This is a genomic window from Micromonospora sp. NPDC023644 (assembly GCF_040640115.1).
Lineage (GTDB): Bacteria > Actinomycetota > Actinomycetes > Mycobacteriales > Micromonosporaceae > Micromonospora.
This window is the reverse complement of record NZ_JBFABA010000035.1, coordinates 1-18,934: the sequence shown is the minus strand read 5'-3', so window position 1 is coordinate 18,934 and position 18,934 is coordinate 1. Positions and strand designations below refer to the sequence as shown.

The window sequence follows — 18,934 nt, the reverse complement described above, 5'->3', positions numbered from 1 at the left end:
AAGTGACCGAGCCGCTGCTCGTCGACCGCACCGACGCCGTCGTCACCCTGACGCTGAACCGCCCCACGGCGATGAACGCGCTCGACGTGGCGCTCAAGGAGGCGCTGCGCGAGACGCTGGCCGAGTTGGAGACCGACCGGTCCTGCCGCGCGGTGGTGCTCGCGGGCGCGGGTCGGTCGTTCAGCGCCGGGCAGGACCTGCGCGAGCACGTGCAGACCCTGGAGTCCACCGACGGCAACCCGCTGGACACCGTCCGGGCGCACTACAACCCGATCGCCGCCCGGCTGGCGAACCTGCCCAAGCCGGTGGTCGCGGCCGTGCGGGGGATGGCCGCCGGGGCGGGCGCCTCGCTGGCCTTCCTGGCCGACATCCGCATCGGCGGGCCGTCGACCAGCTTCCTGATGGCGTTCGCCAAGGTCGGGCTCGCCGCCGACACCGGCGCCTCCTGGACGCTGCCCCGGCTGGTCGGGCACGCCAAGGCCATCGAGCTGCTGATGCTGGCCGAGCCGGTGCGTGCGGCGGACGCCTGCCAGCTCGGGCTGCTGAACCGCCTGGTGGAGGACGACGAGCAGGTGCTGCCGACCGCGCAGGAGCTGGCCGCCCGGCTGGCGGCCGGCCCGACCGTCGCGTACGGGGCGATCAAGCGGCAGCTCTCCATCGCCGACGCGGGCACGCTGGCCGACGCTCTGGCCGCCGAGGCGCAGGCGCAGGCGATCTGCGGGGGCACCGCCGACCACCGCGCCGGCACCCTGGCCTTCGTCAACAAGCAGAAGCCGGTCTTCGAGGGCCGCTGACGCCTCCCCGGGCCGGCCCGCCCCGGCAATTCGCGGGCGGTGGGGCGCACCTGCGGCGGGACGCCGGCCAGACCAGGCGGTAGGCCGCGCCTGCAGCGGTGACCCGAGCGTCGTCGCGGAGACGTCGCCCGGGGTCGGGTCAGTCGTCCTCCTCCGGATCCTGGTTCGCCTCCGCGCCGAGCACGAACGCCTGCATGGCCAGCTCGTCGCCGGAGGGCGAGACGAAGGCGGGCAGCTCGCGGGGACCCAGCTCCTGCACGTAGGCCCAGAAGAGGCGGACCGCCTCGGCGGGCGACGCGGCCTCGATCGGCAGGTCCAGGCTGACCAGCCAGGAGCGCCGCCGCGGCGGCGGGCCGAGCCGGTCGGCCAGCTCCCGGAAGGCCGTCGGGTCCAGTGCGGTCAGCGGCCCGTCGAGCGCCAGCGCGTCGGCCGGCACCGGCTCGTCGAAGGCCCGCCGGGTGTACGCCACCACCAGCGGCGCCTCGGCCCGCTCTGACTGCGGGTCGTCCGGGTCCTCCCGCTGCTGGCCGCTGGCCGCGGCGACCCGGCCCAGCGCCACCAGCCGGGGCGGCGCGTCGGCCAGCACGGCCACCCGGTCGCCGGGGCGGGGCCGGGCGGCGTCGGCCAGACCGGTCAGCTCGAGCGTGTCGTGGTGGACGAGCCGCTCGGCCTCGTAGCGCCCGGTCGGCAGCAGCACCGCCCAGGCGCCCGTGCCGTCGGCGGGGCGCGCCGCGTCCACCCGGTGCGCGGTGTCGGTCGTCATGGCATCCATCCCATCACGCCGCGTGCGCCGCCACGACGTGGCAGCCCGCAAGGTGGTCGTCGACCATCCCCGTGGCCTGCATCAGCGCGTAGGCCGTGGTCGGGCCGACGAAGCGGAAGCCCCGCTTCTTCAGCGCCTTGGCCATCGCGGTGGACTCGGCGGTCAGCGCCGGCACCTCCGCGAACGACGTGGGCCGGGCCGGCCGGGGCGGCGGGGCGAAGGACCAGAGCAGCGCGGAGAGCCCCTCCGGAAGCTCCAGCGCCGCCCGGGCGTTGGCGATGGCCGCCTCGATCTTGGCGCGGTTGCGGACGATGCCGGCGTCGCCGAGCAGCCGGGCGACATCGGCGTCGCCGTAGCCGGCCACGGCGTCGATCCGGAACTCGTCGAAGGCCAGCCGGAACGCCGGCCGCTTGCGGAGGATGGTCAGCCAGGACAGCCCCGACTGGAACGCCTCCAGCGTGAGCCGCTCGTAGAGCGCGTCGTCGCCGCGCAGGGGCCGGCCCCACTCGGTGTCGTGGTAGGCGGCGTAGTCGGGGGTGCTGTGCCCCCAGCCGCATCGTGGCAGCCCGTCGGCGCCGATCACCAGGTCAGTCACGCGTCCACGCTAGGGCACCGCCCCGACAGGCCCGCGGCCTCCGGTCCCGCATCGCGCCCGGGCGGCCCGGCCTGGTCCGACCGGAGTCGACGACATCGGGGCGTCCCGGCCGCGCCGACCGCCCGATGTCAGGGACGTCGAGTCGATCAAGCGAAGCCCGGGTCAGGGCAGCCGGCCCTGCTCCACCAGCCGGCCGAACCGCTTCAGCGCCTGGGTCAGGCTGAACTTCGACCCGGGCCAGAGCACCGGCCAGGCCACCCGACCGGCCGGGCCCACCGGCAGGTGGAACCACTCGTGCCAGACCACCTGGGTGCGGTTCCGCTCCAGCGGCGTACAGCGGAGCACCCCGGGGCCGCGCAGCAGCTTCCCGCAGTGCACGACGCCCACCTCGTAGGGCGCGTCCACCCGGACCACCCGCATCTCGTCGCGCAGCACGGCGGGGCCGAGCGCCGTGACCGCCTCGACCAGGCTGCCCTCGCCGCCGTCGCCCTCGACCACCCGGACGGTGGTGAAGGGGATCCAGTCCGACTGCCGCTCCCAGGCGGTCAGCGCCGCGAAGACCCGCTCGGCCGGCGCGTCGACGATCACCGTGGCGGTGACCTCGCCCGCGCCGGGCTGCGCCACGTCGCGCAGGTCGTCGCCGGGTTCCGGCCCGGTCACTTCGACTCCGACCCGACCACCGGGCCGGGACTGGTCACGTCGCCCGCCGGCCGCGTCGTGCCGTCGTCGTCCGCCGCAGTCCGGTCCGCGACGGCGTCGCCCCCGTCGGTCCGACCCACGCCGGCGTCGCCCGCACCCGTCCGGCCCGGGGCGGCGTCGCCCGCACCCGTCCGGCCCGAGGCGGCGTCGCCTGCACCCGTCCGGCCCACGCCGGCGTCGCTGCCGTCGGTCCGACCCGAAGCGGCGTCGCCCGCGTCGGTTTCGTCCACGACGGCGGCGTCCTCGTCGGCGGGCCGGGCCGCGGCACGGTCGGCGCCGGCCCGGGTGACGGCCGCGCCGGCGTGCTGCCCGGTGGCTCCGGAGCCGGCCGGCGTCGCGTCCTGCGCCGCCGACCCGGCGGTCGGTCCGGCGAACGCGGGGATCGGCTCGACGACCACGTCGGGCTCCCCCGGCGCGCCTGGCCGGTCGGCCCCGACCGGCACCGTCCCCCGGGCCTCCGGCGACGGCTCGGCGGCGGCCCGCTCCCGGGCCCGGCGCAGGGCGTCGGCGTCCGCCGTGCGCCCCTCGCGCAGCGCGGCGACCTCCGCCTCCAGCACGCCGATCAGCTCGGACTTGTAGCCGATGTCGTAGGCCGCCCGGCGCATCGCGTGGTCGACCTGGGCCATGCGGTAGCCCCGCAGCGCGGTGTCGAACCGGACCTCGCCCACGTCGGACTCGCGCAGCGGGCGGGCCGCCGGCAACGGCACGGCCCGTCCGTCCGGCTCGGCCGGCGCCAGGCCGGGATCCCGGCCGGAGACCAGCACCGTCACCCCGAACACGACCGCCGCGACGGTCAACGCCACGACCAGCAGGAGCAGAACCTGACCCATGCACAGATCGTGGCATGTCGAACCGCCCGGAGCGACCCCACGACCCGCCGCGTCCCGGATCCGCGTCGAAGTACCTCCGCCCGACGCGCCGGGCCGGGAGGCGGTGACGGCGGACCGGCCGGGCCCGACCCGGGCGGACCGGCTAGCGTCGTGACCGGCCGACGGCGGGCACGGGTCGGCGGCGGACCTTCAGGAGGCGGCATGGCCGGGGCGCTTCGGCTCGGTGGGCGCACGTTCGGCCCGGACGAGCTGGTGGTGATGGCGATCGTCAACCGCACGCCGGACTCGTTCTACGACCGGGGCGCGACCTTCGCCCAGGACAGCGCGCTGCGCGCCGTGGAGCGGGCGGTCGAGGAGGGCGCCGAGATCATCGACATCGGCGGGGTCAAGGCCGGTCCGGGCGCCGAGGTCGACGTGGCCGAGGAGATCCGCCGCACGGTGGCGACCATCGCCGCCGTCCGGGCCGCCTTCCCCGACGTGGTGATCTCGATCGACACCTGGCGGGCCGAGGTGGCGGTGGAGGCGGTGGCGGCGGGCGCCGACCTGCTCAACGACACCTGGTCCGGCGCCGACCCGGCACTGGCCCAGGTGGCGGCACGCACCGGGGCCGGCCTGGTCTGCTCGCACGCCGGCGGCCTGGCGCCCCGGACCCGCCCGCACCGCGCGGCCTTCGCCGATGTGGTCGCCGACGTGCTCACGACGGTGACCGGGCTCGCCGACCGCGCGGTCGCGCTGGGCGTACGCGCCGACGGGATCCTGATCGACCCGGCGCACGACTTCGGCAAGAACACCCGCCACTCGTTGGAGATCACCCGTCGGCTCGGTGAGCTCTCCGGCACCGGCTGGCCGCTGCTGGTGGCCCTGTCGAACAAGGACTTCATCGGCGAGACGCTGGACCTGCCGGTGGCCGAGCGGCTGGAGGGGACGCTGGCGGCCACCGCCGTCTCGGCCTGGCTGGGCGCCCGGGTGTTCCGCGCGCACCAGGTCCGGCCCACCCGGCGGGTGCTCGACATGGTCGCCTCGATCCGGGGCGACCGCCCGCCGACGCTGGCCCGGCGCGGCCTCGCCTGACCGCCGGGCGAAGACGGTGGGGCGACCGTCGGCCGCCCGTGGGGGTCAGGACCAGCGCAGGATGTTCTTCCGCCAGGCGTAGAGGATGCCGAGCGCCAGCACCGCGACGAAGACGGCCATCTCCACGACCGTGACCATCCCGAATCCCGGCCGGTCGAAGACGACCGCCCACGGGAAGAGGAACACCGACTCGACGGCGAACAGCACGTAGAGATACGCGTACACGTAGTAACGGATCTGCATCTGCGCCCAGTCGGCGCCGACGGGGTCGAGGCCGCACTCGTAGCTGGTGCGTTTGCCGAAGGGATCGGCCGGACGGGCAGGACGTAACACCCGGTTGGCCGAGAACGCCGTAACGAAGAAGAGGACGCTGGCGAGCAGCAGCAGCCCGAGCGTCGCGTACGAGCCCAGGTAACCGGTCACGGTCGCCGAGCCTACCGCTCCTCGTCGCCGCCCGGGTCGAACCCGTTACGGATTTGTTTCCCGGCGGGACTAGTGCCCTCTAGCAACATTTGTCGAATATGGGTACCTCACTCATCGTCACCGGAGGACAGATGGCTCGCGTGGACGTACGGCCCGGCCGGCGGGCGCGTGACCGACGCGCCCTGCCCCTGCTGGCGATCGGCCTCGCGGTCGGGCTGACCGTCACCGCGGGGCCGGGCTGGGCCACCGCCGCCCCGACCGCCGCCCGCGTCGGCTCCCCCGCGACCGAGCCGGCCGGGGAGCCGGGCGGGGACACGCCGACGGCGGATCCGACGGAGACGGAACCGGTGCCCACCGAGGCGCCCTCGACCACGGCCCCGCCGCCGGAGACCACGCCACCGGTCGCGACGACCGAGCCGGCCCCGACGACGACGGCCCCGGAGCAGCCGGCGCCGACCACCGCCGCGCCGACCACCGCCGCACCGCCCCCGGCGCCGTCGGTGCCGCCCGTGCGGCCCTCCGCGCCCGCCTCCACCCCGCCGGCGCCAGCGGCCGGGGTCAGCGTCACGACCGACGACGTCACCCTGACCGCCGCCTACTGGAACGCGCCGAGCACGGTGACCACGCTGCGGGTGACCGTCACGAACACCGGCGCCACGCCCGCCCGGATCCGGCTGGCCTACACGCTCCCGGCCGGGCTGAGCGACGCCGGCACCGGGGGCTGCGCCCCGGCCGGCGGCGGGGAGCACCGCTGCGGCGAGTGGGCGAGCGCGCCCGGCGCCCGGTTCAGCACCCTGCTCCGCGTACGCGTCGACGGCGACGCCTGGAAGCGGATGCCGCTCAGCGGCTCCGTCCGGGTCACCGCGACCGCGCCCGGCGTGCCCGGCGTGGTGGGCGACGACGAGGGGTTCGCGGTGCTCTTCCCGCCCGGTCCGCCGGTGCCGGGGATCAGGCTGGCCGCCGACGCGGTCTCCTTCGACATCAGCGGCGGCTCGAGCGGGCTCGAGGTGCGCCTGGGCAACACCGGCCGGGTGGACGCGGAGGGCCGCATCGAGGTGGTCCTGCCCGCCGGGGTGACCGTGCCGACGCCCCCGTCCGGCTGCACCACCGTCAGTCCCGCCCGTACGCGCTGCGCGTTGGGCACCCTCGCCGCCGGCCGGACCGCGCAGCTGCGGCTGCCGGTGTCCGCGACGCCCGAGGCCCAGCGGCAGGCCCCGCTGGCCGGCGCGGTGCTCGGGCAGCTCGACCCGCGCAGCGGCCCGACCCGGCAGGTGCAGATGAGCTTCCGGATCACCTCGGCCGCCGCGCTGGCGACGCCGGTGGCCTCGCCGCCCGCGCCGACCGGGTCGCAGGGCGTACTGGCCGCCGGGGCCCCCGCCGTCAGCGACGGCGGCGGAGACGGCTCGGTCCGGCGGACGGCGATCCTCCTGATCGTGATCTCCACGTTGCTGGTGGTGTTCGCCCTCGCGCTGGCGACCACCTCGCTGCGGCGACGGATGACCGCCCCGGTGACCGGGCCGTCCGCGGCGCCGACGGAGTGACCCGGGCGGCCCCGCGCCGCCGGTCCGCCCCAACCGGCGGCCCGCCCACCCCCGCGACCGGTGATCTGGATTACGGCGGCCGGATGGAAACACCTCAAATCGGGGTGGAATCTCGCTGTATCGCATCCCACAGGGCGGCCTCCGAGAAGGTTGGGGCGGCGATTCGACGTAGGCTCTCAGGTGAGGTAACTACAGCGGACCGGGCCCGCCTCGGCGGGTCTGGTGCAGCGGTGCGTCAAGGAGGTCACGTGGCCGGGCAAGGCGAGGTCACCATCACGTTCAGCCGCCCGCGCGACCGCGCCCAGCGAAGCGAGGTGCAGGCGTGACCAAGCAGATCCGTCAACTGGACCGGGTGGTCATCCGGTTCGCCGGTGACTCCGGCGACGGCATGCAGCTCACCGGCGACCGGTTCACCTCGGAGACCGCGCAGCTGGGCAACGACATCTCCACGTTGCCGAACTTCCCGGCGGAGATCCGGGCTCCCGCCGGCACCCTGCCGGGCGTGTCGAGCTTCCAGGTGCACTTCGCCGACTACGACATCCTGACCCCCGGCGACTCGCCGAACGTGCTGGTGGCGATGAACCCGGCGGCGCTCAAGGCGAACCTCGCCGACCTGCCGCGGGGCGCGGACATCATCGTCAACACCGACGAGTTCACCAAGCGCAACCTGGCCAAGGTCGGCTACCAGTCGAACCCGCTCGAGGACGACTCGCTCGCCGGCTACGTGGTGCACCCGGTGGCGCTGACCTCGATGACGGTCGGCGCGCTCGCCGAGCAGGCGGTGTCCAAGAAGGACGCCGAGCGGGCCAAGAACATGTTCGCCCTCGGCCTGCTCTCCTGGATGTACAACCGGCCGTACGAGTCGACGTTGCGCTTCCTGGAGCGCAAGTTCGCGGCCCGCCCCGAGCTGGTCGCGGCCAACGTCGCGGCGTTCCGGGCCGGCTGGAACTTCGGCGAGACCACCGAGGACTTCGCGGTCCGCTACGAGGTCAAGCCGGCGAAGATGCGGCCGGGCACCTACCGCAACATCACCGGCAACGCGGCCCTCTCGCTCGGCCTGGTGGCCGCCGGCGTCCGCTCCGGGCTGCCGGTCTTCCTGGGCGCCTACCCGATCACCCCGGCCTCGGACATCCTGCACGAGCTGAGCAAGCACAAGCGCTTCGGCGTGCTCACCATGCAGGCCGAGGACGAGATCGCCGCGGTCGGCGCGGCGCTGGGCGCGTCGTACGGCGGCTCGCTCGGCGTCACCACCACCAGCGGCCCGGGCGTGGCGCTCAAGAGCGAGACGATCTCCCTCGCGGTGGCGCTGGAGCTGCCGCTGGTCATCGTCGACGTGCAGCGGGCCGGTCCCTCCACGGGCATGCCCACCAAGACCGAGCAGGCCGACCTCAACATGGCGCTCTACGGCCGCCACGGCGAGGCCCCGGTCGCGGTGATCGCGCCGAAGTCGCCGGCGGACTGCTTCCACGCGGCCATCGAGGCGGCCCGGATCGCGCTGACCTACCGCACGCCGGTCATCCTGCTCTCCGACAACTACGTCGCCAACGGCTCCGAGCCGTGGCTGCTGCCCGACGTCGAGTCGCTGCCCGACCTGCGGGTCGAGTTCGCCACGAAGCCCAACGGCGACGACGGCACCACGTTCCTGCCCTACCTGCGCGACCCGGAGACCCTGGCCCGGCCGTGGGCCGTCCCGGGCACCGCCGGACTGGAGCACCGCATCGGCGGCCTGGAGAAGGCCGACAAGACGGGCGACATCTCGTACGACCCGGCGAACCACGACTTCATGGTGCGCACCCGGGCGGCCCGGATCGAGACGATCCCGGTGCCGGACGTCGAGGTCGAGGACCCCGAGGGCGACGCCCGGGTGCTGGTGCTCGGCTGGGGCTCCACGTACGGGCCGATCGGCGCGGCGTGCCGGGGCCTGCGCCAGCGCGGCCACGCCATCGCGCAGGCGCACCTGCGGCACCTCGCCCCGATGCCGGCCAACCTCGGCGCGGTGCTGCGCTCCTACGACCGCGTGGTCATCCCCGAGATGAACCTCGGCCAGCTCGCCCACGTGATCCGGGGGAAGTACCTGGTCGACGCGATCGGCTACAACCAGGTCCGCGGCCTGCCGTTCACCGCCGCCGAGCTGGAGACGATGCTGGAAGAGGTCCTGAAGAATGTCTGAGCCCATCGCCCTCAAGCTCACCGCCAAGGACTTCAAGTCCGACCAGGAGGTGCGCTGGTGCCCCGGCTGCGGCGACTACGCGATCCTCGCCGCGATCCAGCAGTTCATGCCGGAGCTGAACATCCCGCGCGAGCGGATCGTCTTCGTCTCCGGCATCGGCTGCTCCTCCCGCTTCCCGTACTACATGAACACCTACGGGATGCACTCGATCCACGGCCGCGCCCCGGCGATCGCCACCGGCCTGTCGGCCTCCCGGCCCGACCTGTCGGTCTGGGTGGTCACCGGTGACGGCGACGCGCTCTCCATCGGCGGCAACCACCTGATCCACGCGCTGCGCCGCAACGTCAACCTGAAGATCCTGCTGTTCAACAACCGGATCTACGGCCTGACCAAGGGGCAGTACTCGCCGACCTCCGAGGTCGGGAAGGTCACGAAGTCGACGCCGGCCGGCTCGGCCGACGCGCCGTTCAACCCGCTGTCGCTCGCCCTCGGGGCCGAGGCCACCTTCGTGGGCCGCACCATCGACTCCGACCGCAAGCACCTCCAGTCGGTGCTGCGGGCCGCGGCGGAGCACCAGGGCTCGGCGTTCGTGGAGATCTACCAGAACTGCAACATCTTCAACGACGGCGCGTTCGACCAGCTCAAGGAGCCGGCCACCCGAGACGACTTCCTGATCCGGCTGGAGCACGGGCAGCCGATCACGTTCGGCAAGGACGGGCAGTTCTGCGTCGTGCACCCGCCCGGCGGGTTCGGCCTGGAGGTCCGGGAGACCGCGTCGGTCAGCCCGGGGGAGATCGTCGTGCACGACGCGACGGTCACCGACCCGGCGTACGCCTTCGCGCTGTCCCGGCTGCCCGGCCTGGACCTGCGGAACACCCCGATCGGCGTGTTCCGCTCGGTGGACCGGCCGTCGTACGACAGCGTGGTGCAGGGGCAGCTCGCCGAGGCGAAGGCCAAGGTCACCGAGACCCCGGAGCAGCAGCTCGCCGGCCTCCTCGCCAGTGGGGACACCTGGACCATCCTCTGACCGACCGGCGCCGACGCGACCCGCCCGGCGGCGGGACGTCCGCACGGCACCCGCAACGATTCGAGTACGCGGCAGGGCCCGTCACCGACCGGTGACGGGCCCTGCGTCGCAGGCGTGGGTCAGTGCGTGGCGGTCGCCTGGGGCCGGTCGTCGCGCACGTGCACCAGCATGTCGCCGGTCTCGATGACCGCGCCGGCCTTGTCGGCCAGGGTGACCACCTTGCCCCGCCGGACCAGCGCGATGACCAGCGACTCCAGCTCCCGGGGGGAGCGGCCCACCTCGGACCGCTCGGCGGAGCGCATCGCCAGCGCCATGCCCTGGCCGGGGGTGAGCAGGTCCTCCACCACGTCGATCAGCGGCGGGGCCGAGGTGGACAGGCCCAGCAGCCGGCCGGCGGTGGCCGAGGAGACGATCACGTGGTGGGCGCCGCTCTGCTTGAGCAGCGGGGCGTTCTCCGCCTCCCGGGCGGCGGCGATGATCCGCACCTGCCCGGCGGTGAGCTGCCGGACGGTCAACGCCACCAGGACCGAGGCGTCGTCGCTGTCGGTCGCGATGATCACCGCCTTGGCGTTGCGTACGTGCGCCTCGTTGAGCACCGACGAGCGGGTCGCCGAGCCCTCGATCGCCACCAGGCCGGCCGAGGTGGCCTGCCGCAGCGCCGGACCGCTGCGCTCCACCACCACGATCCGGGACTTGTCCAGCCCGTTCTCCAGCAGGGCGGAGACCGCGCTGCGGCCCTTCGTGCCGTAGCCGCAGATGATGACGTGGTCCTTCACGGCTCTCCTCCACCGCGACAGGCGACGCCCGGTGCGGTACTGCTCGGTCAGCACTTCCAGGGTGGTGCCGACCAGGATGATAAGGAAGATCACCCGGGCCGGCGTGATGTAGACGACGTTGATCAGCCGGGCGGTCTGGCTGACCGGGGTGATGTCCCCGTAGCCGGTGGTCGAGAGGGTGACCACCGCGTAGTAGAAGCAGTCGAGGAGGGTCAGGGCGTCCTCGTTGACGTCGCGGTAGCCGTCCCGGTCGAGGTAGACCACGGCGACGGTGGCGAAGACCAGCCCGAGGGCGGCGGCCAGCCGGAGACTCAGCGCGCTCAGGGGGCCCCGTCGCTGCGCGGGAAAGTGGATCACGTGAGGGCCCGCCCCGGCCCTGTCGTCGCCTGCACGACCACAACATAGCGGCCTGCGCGGATCTCGCACGGCGGGGTCGTCGACCCGGGGGTACGACGACGCGCGGCCGGACGGGCCACCCGGCGCGGCCGACAGCGGGCATGATGGGGGTGTCCCCCGGACGACGAGCCCGAGAGCGAGGCCCGCATGTCGTTGCTGCGACGAGTGATCGGCGGGGTGCTGCGCCGCCTGCGGCTGCGGCAGGGCCGCACGCTGCGCGAGGTGGCCGAGGCCGCCGGAGTGTCGGTGCCCTACCTGTCCGAGGTCGAACGCGGCCGCAAGGAGGCCTCCTCGGAGGTGCTCGCGGCGATCTGCCGGGCGCTCGGCATCCACCTGTCCGACCTGTTGGAGGAGGCGCGCGACGACCTGCGCCGGGTCGAGCCGCGCATCCCGGCCGCGCCCCGGGCCGGCCTGGCCCGGCTGGAGCGGGCGGAGGTCGGCCGCCCCGACGCCGCCGCCCCGGCAGTGCGGGTCGGTCCCCGGACCGGCGGCCCGCTGCTCCACCTGGGGCCGCGCACGGGCGGTCCGACCCTCCGGGTCGGGCGGTCCGCCTCCGCAGGGGGCGGTCGCCCCGGCCCGCGTACCCGCGTCGCGCTGGCCTGCGGGCGGGCCCGGGCGGGCGCGCGCACATCGACCCTCGTCTAGGCCGGCCGGTTCTGCCGTCGGCTGATCTGCCGCCGGCAGAATCGTTGGCTCCACGCGCCCTGTTCCGCGCAGGCTGGAGGCGCCGGTCCCCCGGGCGTCCTCCGGTCGCCCGCCGGCACTGCCGAAAGGGCGGACTCGATGATCGGTCTCGACGTGCGGATGTTGGACGGTGGGCAGCCCTCCTTCGGCGACCAGGTGTTCGATCGGCTGCTGAGGGAGCGGATCATCTTCCTCGGCACGGAGGTGACCGACGCCTCGGCGAACCAGATCTGCGCCCAGATGCTGCTGCTCGCCGCCGAGGACCCGGAGCGGGACATCGTGCTCTACATCAACTCGCCGGGCGGCTCGGTGAGCGCGGGCATGGCCGTCTACGACACGATGCGCTTCGTCCGCAACGACGTGGCCACGGTGGCGCTCGGCTTCGCCGGCTCGATGGGGCAGTTCCTGCTCTGCGCGGGCACGGCCGGCAAGCGTTACGCGCTGCCCCACTCGCGGATCATGATGCACCAGCCGTCCGGCGGGATGGGCGGCACCGCCGCGGACATCACCATCCAGGCGGAGAACATGCTGCACGTGAAGCGGACCATGCAGGAGCTGATCGCCCGGCACAGCGGGCGCACCCTGGAGGAGATCCAGCGGGACTGGGACCGCGACCGGTGGTTCACCGCCGAGGAGGCCCGCGAGTACGGCCTGATCGACCGGGTGGTCACGAAGGCCGAGCAGCTTCCGGGGAGCTGACGGGTCCGGGCCGCGACGGGGGCGGCCCGGACCGGTGACGCGCGACGGCGGCGGCCTCCCGCGCGGGGCGAGACGTGGAACCGGGCGCCGGACGCGCCCCCTCGATCCGCGTCCGACCCCAGGTACGCGATGGCCGCCGCTGGTGCCGGCCGTCGATGAGCACGAGCCTATTCCCGCCGACGGGATCCTGCGCGGAGCGCAGGGCGCAGCGTATTGCACACGAATCTCGTTACATCCGACGACGGACCGGCTCCGCCCCTGGCAGGCGCCGAGGGCCGGTAACGTGCCGGGTCGTGAGTGGACCGGACCATCCGCGTGACACCCGGGCGTCCTACGACGTCATCGCCGCCGCCCACGCCGAGCGGTTCCGGGACGGCCGGTCGACTGAGGCCCCGTACCGCCGCCCGCGTCAACGCGCGACGGTCAGCACGACCTTGCCCAGCGCCCGGCGTCCCTCCAGGTCGGCGTGCGCGGTCGCGGCGTCGGCCAGCGGGTAGGTCGAGACCAGCGGCCGCCACCAGCCCCGCCCGGCCAGCTCCAACGACCGGCCGGCCAGCGCCGGGATGCCGCCGGGCAGGGCCCGCATCCGCTGCCCCAGCCAGCCCACGGTCAGCCCCCGGTCGATGACGTCGCCGGTGTCGATCCGGGTCGCCTCCCCCGCCGACCAGCCGAACATCATGAACCGGCCGCCCGGCCCCGTCAGCTCCAGGGCGGCCCGGCCCACCGCGCCGCCCACCCCGTCGTACACCAGGCTCAGGCCGCCGACCCGCTCCCGCACCCGGTCGGCCCAGTCCGGGCGGCCGTAGTCCACCACCAGGTCCGCGCCCAGCTCGCGCAGCTTCGCCGTCCGGTCGACGCCGCGCGCCGCCGCCACCACGGTGGCGCCGGTCGTCCGCGCGGCCTGCGCCAGCAGCCAGCCGACCCCGCCGGCCGCCGACGGCACGAAGACGACGTCGTCCGCCGCCGGCGGTTCCAGGTCGAGGATCCCGAGGGCCGTCCGGCCCGTGCCGACCGCGGCCACCGCCTCGGCGTCGGTCAGCTCCGGCGGTACGACGTACAGCGACCCGACGGCGGTGACCGCCTGCTCGGCGTACCCGCCCGGCACCATGCCCAGGTGCGCGACGACCCGCTTGCCGCGCCACGACTCGTCCACGCCCTCGCCCAGCTCGTCGACGACGCCGGCGACCTCCCGGCCGGGGATGGTGGGCAGGTCGGGCAGCGCGAACGGGCCGCCCGCCTCGCCCCGCCGCAGGATCGTGTCGAGCAGGTGCACGCCGCTGGCCGACACGGCGATCCGGACCTGGCCCGGGTCGGGTGTCAGGTCCGGCAGGTCGCCGAGCACCAGGTTGCCGGGGGGACCGAACTCGTGAAGTCGGATCGCACGCATGCCACCATCCGACATCCTCAACCGAGCTTGAGGTCAATACCGGCGCCCCGGGTCGGTCGGTAGGCGCCACCCGTGGCGCCGGAGCGTCTGGTGGCGCTGCCGCTCCGGGTGGCCCGTCGGGACCCGGCCGCCCTTGCGCGCCCTCAGCCACGCCACGACCGTCGGCGGGTACCTTCACTGGCACGGTGACCGGGGGCACCGGTCGTCGCGCCATCACGATGACGGGAGAGGTCGGATGATCGGTCGACTGCACTCGGTGGTGCTGGACTGCCCGGACGCCGAGAAGCTGGCGGAGTTCTACGTCGAACTCACCGGCCTGGAGTGGGCCGACAGCGACGGACACTGGGTGACGTTGAAGGGCCCGGACGGGCACCCCCGCCTCTGCTTCCAGGGCGTCGACGACTACCGGCCGCCACAGTGGCCGGATCCGACCCGGCCGCAGCAGGCCCACCTCGACGTGGAGGTGGACGACATCCAGGAGGCCGAGCAGGCGGTGCTCCGGCTGGGCGCCACCCTGTTGCGGGGCGGCGGGGGCCGCAGCAGCGGTTTCCGCGTCTATGCCGACCCGGTGGGGCACCCGTTCTGCCTGGTTTGGGGCCAGGACTGACGCCACGACCGGCCCGGTCGGTGCCGCCCATCCCGTACCGCCGGGCGGCCAGGACCAGGCCGGGCGGCTCGCCGTACCGCCGGTCCGACCGGGCGACCACCCGGTCGGCACCGGGAAGCCGGCGTCCTCCGCGCATCCCACCCGGCCAGGCGCCGCCGCCACCTTGACGGCTCTGGTGGCCGGACCGCCGTCGCTCACGCTGGCGGCCCTCACCCTCCACGACCTCGTCCCCCGCGGCCCGCATCGCTCGGCACGCCGGTCGGGCGTGTCTGCTCCCGGCCGCCGTTCTGCGCTCGCCGGCCCGCGCGGTCGATATTCCAAGCATCTGCTTGACGTACGCCCACGGCTGCGCCAACATCCCAAGCATGTCCTTGGAATCCGACGGAAGCCGGCGGGTCGTCAGTGATCCGCTCGCGCTGCGGGCACTGGCCCATCCCCTACGCCTCAAGCTCTGCGCTCTCGTCGGTCGCGAGGGATCGCTGACCGCTGCGGAGGCGGCCCGGCAACTCGGCGTCAGCCAGGCGCTCGCCTCGCACCACCTGCGGCATCTCGCCAAGTACGGCTTCGTGGAACACGCCGACGCCGGCGACAACCGGGAGCGGCCCTGGCGGATCACCGCCGTCTCGCACCGGTTCGAGGCGGCGGACGGTTCGGCCGAGGCCTGGGAACCGGTCGAGTTGCTCGAGCGCCACCTCGTCGAACAGGCCACCGCCCAACTCGAGGAGTGGCAGCAGCGCCGCGCCGACGAGGATCCCCGTTGGGGCGACCACGCGGGAGTCTCGCAGAGCCTGCTCTACCTCACGGTCGAGGAGTTCGCCGAACTCAAACAGCGGTGGGACGAACTCGTGGCGCCGCTGGCCGCCCGGCGGCCGGCTGGCGACCCGGGCAGACGGCCTGCCGACGCCGTACCGGTGAATCTGACCCTCGTGGCCGCGCCGCTGCGTCCGACGCCGTCGGGCGGATGACGTGCGCCGGCTCTGGAGGATCCTCGCCGGCAACCGGGACCTGCGGCTGCTCCTCGCCGCGAACCTGATCTCACTCACCGGTGACTGGATCCTGCGGACCGGGCTCGCCTACCAGGTCTACGTCCTGACCGGCTCCACCCTCGCATCGGCAGGCTCGGTCCTGGCCTCGCTGCTTCCGCGGATCGCGCTCGGATCCGTCGCGGGCGTCTACGCCGACCGGTGGGACCGACGCCTCACGATGGTCGGCACCAACCTGCTGATGGTCGTGGCCCTGCTGCCGCTGCTCGCCGTGCAGCATGCGGGCCAGGTGTGGCTGGTCTATCTGGTGATCGCGGCGCAAGGCTGTCTCGCGCTGTTCTTCACCTCCGCCGAGGCCGCGCTCGTGCCGTCCCTGGTGGCGCCCGAACACCTCGTCACGGTCAACTCGCTCAACGGCCAGGCCCGCGACGTCGCCCGTCTCATCGGCGCCGCGCTCGGCGGGTTGATCGCGGCGGTCGGCGGCATCACCCTGCTGGGCCTCGTGGACATGGCGACCTTCGCGCTGGCGGCCGGGCTGCTGCGGCTGATTCCCACCCGGCGCCGATCCGGCTCGACGGCGAGGCGTTCCCACGTGCTGCGGGAATGGGCTGAAGGCATGCGCATCGGGCTTGCCAGCCGGACCCTGCGGGTCTTCCTGGCGTTCACCGTCATCACCGGCGTAGGCGAAGCGATCATGGGTACGCTGATGGCGCCGTTCGTCCGCGACGTGCTGGACGGCGACGCCCGCGCCTTCGGCATCATCATGGCGGCCCAGGCGGTCGGCGGCATCGTGGGAGGCCTCACCGCGACGCTGGTCGGGCACCACTTCGCGCCCCGTGCGATGTTCGGCTGGGGCGCGCTCGCCTTCGGCGTGCTGGACCTGGTGCTGTTCCTGTACCCGCTGACCACACTCGCGCTCTGGCCCGCACCGGTGCTCATCGCGCTCGTGGGGCTGCCGGCCGCGTTCCTGACCGCCGGCGGCATGACCGTCTTCCAGAACGCGACGACCGACAGCCACCGCGGGCGGATCTTCGGGGCGATGGCCGCCGCGAACGGTGCGGCGATGCTGCTCGGCACGATCGCGGCGGGCACCCTCGGTGGACGAATCGGCATCCTGCCGGTCCTGGCCGCTCAAGGCGCGGCCTACTGCCTCGCCGGGGTGGTCGTGCTGCTCGCCCTCCCGGTGCCACATCCGGTAGCGGCTGTCCCCGCCCCACCGGCGACCTCCCGGACGGCGTAAGCCCCGCAGGCAGCCGACCGGCGAGCAAGCTGTTGATCGCGGATCGCTTCGCTGGCGCCGGACACGAACGTCCCAGCCTGGCCGTTCAGGCGCGTGTCCCCGCGATACAAGAGGCCGCCCACGGTGGGCCAGCCGCATCGATGCGCGCTTGATCACGCCGCTTCAGCAAGGTCTCCAGCGACTCGTCGTCCACCGGAGCCGTGTGGAACCTAATCTCCAGGAAGGCCAGGTGCAGGAGCTGCAAGACGGCCTTCTCTGTCACTACGTCCGGCGGCTCGGCGGTCGTCACCGGACAAGTCTCTCCCGGCGGCCGACCGGACGGCGTGCGTGCGGTCGTCTTTCGGCAACCCGCAGTTTGGAAGAGCGCGCTCAACCAAGCCCTGATCCCGCGACGCCTGCGGCCGGGACAGCTGCCCCTCGTGCCCGCACATGACCGCTGCCCGCCACAGTCACTGGCCATGGATGGCCATGACGGCCTCGGGATGATGGCTCACGCCATGCCTGCCCTCTGCTGCCAGACTGATCGACGGAATGAGGAGGGAGACACTAGCCGTGGCCAGGCGTAGGTACCGCAAGTCCCAGCCGGTGGATTCACCAATCTCGCCCCAGATGCCCCGCACGCTCATGGGCAGGTTCCTACGGGAGAGCATGCTGCGCCAGTCATCGGAGAGCGAACCACTCACGGCAAGGTTCCCAGAGTTCAGCTCGCTCGGCTCCGCCCATGTCATGATCGCCGCCTTCCAAATCGCGGTGGCCCGACTCTTCGAGCCCAACCACGGGCTCAAAGACCTTGAACTCCTCGTATCTGCCATGCGGCGCGCATTCGGCCCGGAACTGCCTTGGCCGGAGACCGAGGCCCTCATCCGCTCCGAGATGGGTGAGGACGTTGCGATCGGAGACCTCTCGGTTCGGACCAAGACTTACGCCATGATCTTGACCCTTGGGGCCTTTGCCGACTTCGTGGAGCGGAACGAAGCAGAGGTAGACGGACTCCTCTCCGAAGCCGAGCGAAGAGCCTTCGACCACGGGCACCACCCGGAGCTTGCGGAGTAGCAGTGGCTGCCGACCAACGTCGTCATGGGCCACCCGCACCAAGGCACGGCTGCGCAGTGGGCGCGCGGCTGCCCGGCGGCGTACGGCTTACCGCCCCCGGCCCGGAGGCCGGGGGCGGCTTGCCGTGTCGGCGGCTTGCCGTGCGCCTGGTCCCAGGTACTCGGTGGCAAGCCGCGAAGCGGCGCGGCAGCCGACCGCCCCGGCCACGACGGTGGCCGACCACCCCGCGATCGTCACGGCAAGAAGGACCGCCACGCTGATAACCGTCTCGGTGCCCGGATGAGGACGACTCGCCCGGTGATCATTATTCGCTGCGCTCTGAGGGAAGCCCGACGTACTGACGAAGTCCCGGCTACCGTCCTGCCGTGAGAGAGCGGAACTGCGGCTCGGCCTGACGCCAGATGCGGATGAACTCCAAGCGGGCAACGCTCAGCCGCATCCATACGCCCACCGGTGGCGCCCACGGCGGTGGCTCACCCCACTCCAAGCCGGGGCGGGTGGTGAAAGTGAACACCACGTCGATCTCGGTCATCTCCACGTACATGTTCAGGTGATCGAAGGTGTCGCCAAGGTGCAACGGCCCCCGTTCCCGTATGCCAGGCTGCTCCGCCAAGCTGCACAGGCGGCAGAAATCCATGTAGTGCGGGTACCAGGCAGTTGTGCTGCCATCCCCGATCGGGACGCCACCCACGTAGAGCTGGAACTCACCGAACCGACCGTCCTGGCTAGTCGGGACGAACTCCACGCGAAACGCATCGCGGGAACCCGCAGCCGGCACCGGCAGGGCCGAGCCGATATCACCGTCGTTTGCATCCATCTGGGAAACCACCGGGTCGATGCTACGGACGGCATGTCCCGACACCTCGTCACCCACGAAGCGCGACCGGTTTCACCCTGCCAGTCCAACCAGGAGATGCAGTTCACCGCGCCGGCCGGAGGCCGCCAGCAGGCCGAGCGCGGCGGGCGGGCCGCGCTTGCGAGGCCCCTTGATCGAAGTGCCTCGACGGGGATCGCAGCCGGATGAACGAGCGGATCGAGGCGGCATTGAAGCGGTGAGCGGTGGTCGAACCGATTTGCTCGATGATGGCATCCTGACCCTTCGCCTAAAGGACGTCTCGTAACTCGGTGAAGGTGTTGCCCGGCAACGGTGCTGGTGTCACCCGGCGAGGATGATGTTGTGGAGGTGTGCGATGCCG

19 protein-coding genes and 1 pseudogene are annotated in these 18,934 nt (G+C 73.4%); 11 read left to right on the top strand and 9 right to left on the bottom strand.

What is annotated here, in order from left to right:
- Nucleotides 1–2 precede the first annotated feature (2 nt).
- Entirely contained in the window at nucleotides 3–794 is a 792-nt protein-coding gene (locus AB0G08_RS21770) for an enoyl-CoA hydratase-related protein (RefSeq protein WP_358090842.1), read from the top strand.
- A gap of 139 nt (nucleotides 795–933) precedes the next feature.
- Here AB0G08_RS21770 and AB0G08_RS21765 read toward each other — a convergent pair whose 3' ends face one another.
- The 4 genes and pseudogenes from AB0G08_RS21765 to AB0G08_RS21750 all read right to left on the bottom strand — a co-directional run.
- The gene (locus AB0G08_RS21765; RefSeq protein WP_358090839.1) at nucleotides 934–1,557 is read right to left on the bottom strand and encodes a hypothetical protein; all 624 of its coding nucleotides are present in this window, start codon (nucleotides 1,555–1,557) and stop codon (nucleotides 934–936) included.
- Nucleotides 1,558–1,570: 13 nt separating this feature from the next.
- A complete protein-coding gene (locus AB0G08_RS21760) occupies nucleotides 1,571–2,152 on the bottom strand; it encodes a DNA-3-methyladenine glycosylase I (RefSeq protein WP_358090835.1) in 582 nt (193 codons plus the stop codon).
- Between the two features lie 162 nt (nucleotides 2,153–2,314).
- Entirely contained in the window at nucleotides 2,315–2,812 is a 498-nt protein-coding gene (locus tag AB0G08_RS21755) for an SRPBCC family protein (RefSeq protein WP_357875581.1), read from the bottom strand.
- A 503-nt stretch (nucleotides 2,813–3,315) separates the two neighbouring features.
- Nucleotides 3,316–3,681, bottom strand: a pseudogene (locus AB0G08_RS21750) (DivIVA domain-containing protein); the annotation flags it as partial.
- A gap of 201 nt (nucleotides 3,682–3,882) precedes the next feature.
- Between AB0G08_RS21750 and folP the strand changes: the two are divergent.
- Complete coding sequence (gene folP / locus AB0G08_RS21745; RefSeq protein WP_358090832.1) at nucleotides 3,883–4,752, top strand: dihydropteroate synthase; 870 nt, start codon at nucleotides 3,883–3,885, stop codon at nucleotides 4,750–4,752.
- A gap of 45 nt (nucleotides 4,753–4,797) precedes the next feature.
- Here the strand turns inward: folP and ndhC are convergent, their stop codons facing one another.
- Nucleotides 4,798–5,175: an NADH-quinone oxidoreductase subunit A gene (ndhC, locus tag AB0G08_RS21740; protein WP_121396759.1), complete on the bottom strand. Its 378-nt coding sequence runs from the start codon at nucleotides 5,173–5,175 to the stop codon at nucleotides 4,798–4,800.
- A 131-nt stretch (nucleotides 5,176–5,306) separates the two neighbouring features.
- Here ndhC and AB0G08_RS21735 point away from each other — a divergent pair, with 131 nt between their 5' ends.
- From AB0G08_RS21735 to AB0G08_RS21725, 3 genes are all read left to right on the top strand, one after another.
- Entirely contained in the window at nucleotides 5,307–6,716 is a 1,410-nt protein-coding gene (locus tag AB0G08_RS21735) for a hypothetical protein (protein ID WP_358090827.1), read from the top strand.
- A 322-nt stretch (nucleotides 6,717–7,038) separates the two neighbouring features.
- Nucleotides 7,039–8,886 carry a 2-oxoacid:acceptor oxidoreductase subunit alpha gene (locus AB0G08_RS21730; RefSeq protein ID WP_358090824.1) on the top strand — a complete coding sequence of 616 codons (1,848 nt, stop codon included), beginning with the start codon at nucleotides 7,039–7,041 and terminating at the stop codon, nucleotides 8,884–8,886.
- Nucleotides 8,879–9,913, top strand: a complete 1,035-nt coding sequence (locus AB0G08_RS21725; protein ID WP_358090821.1) for a 2-oxoacid:ferredoxin oxidoreductase subunit beta — start codon at nucleotides 8,879–8,881, stop codon at nucleotides 9,911–9,913. The genes AB0G08_RS21730 and AB0G08_RS21725 overlap by 8 nt, the downstream gene beginning before the upstream one ends.
- Before the next feature lie 119 nt (nucleotides 9,914–10,032).
- Here the strand turns inward: AB0G08_RS21725 and AB0G08_RS21720 are convergent, their stop codons facing one another.
- Nucleotides 10,033–11,046 carry a potassium channel family protein gene (locus AB0G08_RS21720; protein ID WP_358090818.1) on the bottom strand — a complete coding sequence of 338 codons (1,014 nt, stop codon included), beginning with the start codon at nucleotides 11,044–11,046 and terminating at the stop codon, nucleotides 10,033–10,035.
- Between the two features lie 186 nt (nucleotides 11,047–11,232).
- Here AB0G08_RS21720 and AB0G08_RS21715 point away from each other — a divergent pair, with 186 nt between their 5' ends.
- Both AB0G08_RS21715 and AB0G08_RS21710 read left to right on the top strand, forming a co-directional pair.
- Nucleotides 11,233–11,730: a helix-turn-helix transcriptional regulator gene (locus AB0G08_RS21715; protein ID WP_358090815.1), complete on the top strand. Its 498-nt coding sequence runs from the start codon at nucleotides 11,233–11,235 to the stop codon at nucleotides 11,728–11,730.
- A gap of 138 nt (nucleotides 11,731–11,868) precedes the next feature.
- Nucleotides 11,869–12,468, top strand: a complete 600-nt coding sequence (locus AB0G08_RS21710; RefSeq protein ID WP_358090812.1) for an ATP-dependent Clp protease proteolytic subunit — start codon at nucleotides 11,869–11,871, stop codon at nucleotides 12,466–12,468.
- Between the two features lie 409 nt (nucleotides 12,469–12,877).
- Here the strand turns inward: AB0G08_RS21710 and AB0G08_RS21705 are convergent, their stop codons facing one another.
- On the bottom strand, nucleotides 12,878–13,855 hold the full coding sequence (locus AB0G08_RS21705; RefSeq protein ID WP_358090809.1) for a zinc-binding dehydrogenase: 978 nt from the start codon (nucleotides 13,853–13,855) through the stop codon (nucleotides 12,878–12,880).
- 235 nt (nucleotides 13,856–14,090) lie between these two features.
- On the opposite strand from AB0G08_RS21705, the gene AB0G08_RS21700 reads away from it, so the two are divergent.
- The 3 genes from AB0G08_RS21700 (at nucleotide 14,091) to AB0G08_RS21690 (ending at nucleotide 16,685) form a co-directional block, all read left to right on the top strand.
- On the top strand, nucleotides 14,091–14,462 hold the full coding sequence (locus tag AB0G08_RS21700) for a VOC family protein (RefSeq protein WP_358090806.1): 372 nt from the start codon (nucleotides 14,091–14,093) through the stop codon (nucleotides 14,460–14,462).
- Between the two features lie 365 nt (nucleotides 14,463–14,827).
- A complete protein-coding gene (locus tag AB0G08_RS21695) occupies nucleotides 14,828–15,427 on the top strand; it encodes a helix-turn-helix domain-containing protein (protein ID WP_358090803.1) in 600 nt (199 codons plus the stop codon).
- 1 nt (nucleotide 15,428) lies between these two features.
- Nucleotides 15,429–16,685, top strand: coding sequence for an MFS transporter (locus tag AB0G08_RS21690; protein ID WP_358090800.1), 1,257 nt, complete (start codon nucleotides 15,429–15,431; stop codon nucleotides 16,683–16,685).
- Nucleotides 16,686–16,770: 85 nt separating this feature from the next.
- Here AB0G08_RS21690 and AB0G08_RS21685 read toward each other — a convergent pair whose 3' ends face one another.
- A complete protein-coding gene (locus AB0G08_RS21685; RefSeq protein ID WP_358090797.1) occupies nucleotides 16,771–16,974 on the bottom strand; it encodes a hypothetical protein in 204 nt (67 codons plus the stop codon).
- Between the two features lie 242 nt (nucleotides 16,975–17,216).
- On the opposite strand from AB0G08_RS21685, the gene AB0G08_RS21680 reads away from it, so the two are divergent.
- Nucleotides 17,217–17,738, top strand: coding sequence for a hypothetical protein (locus AB0G08_RS21680; RefSeq protein WP_358090793.1), 522 nt, complete (start codon nucleotides 17,217–17,219; stop codon nucleotides 17,736–17,738).
- Between the two features lie 352 nt (nucleotides 17,739–18,090).
- Here AB0G08_RS21680 and AB0G08_RS21675 read toward each other — a convergent pair whose 3' ends face one another.
- A complete protein-coding gene (locus tag AB0G08_RS21675) occupies nucleotides 18,091–18,567 on the bottom strand; it encodes a hypothetical protein (RefSeq protein WP_358090790.1) in 477 nt (158 codons plus the stop codon).
- Between the last annotated feature and the right edge of the window lie 367 nt (nucleotides 18,568–18,934).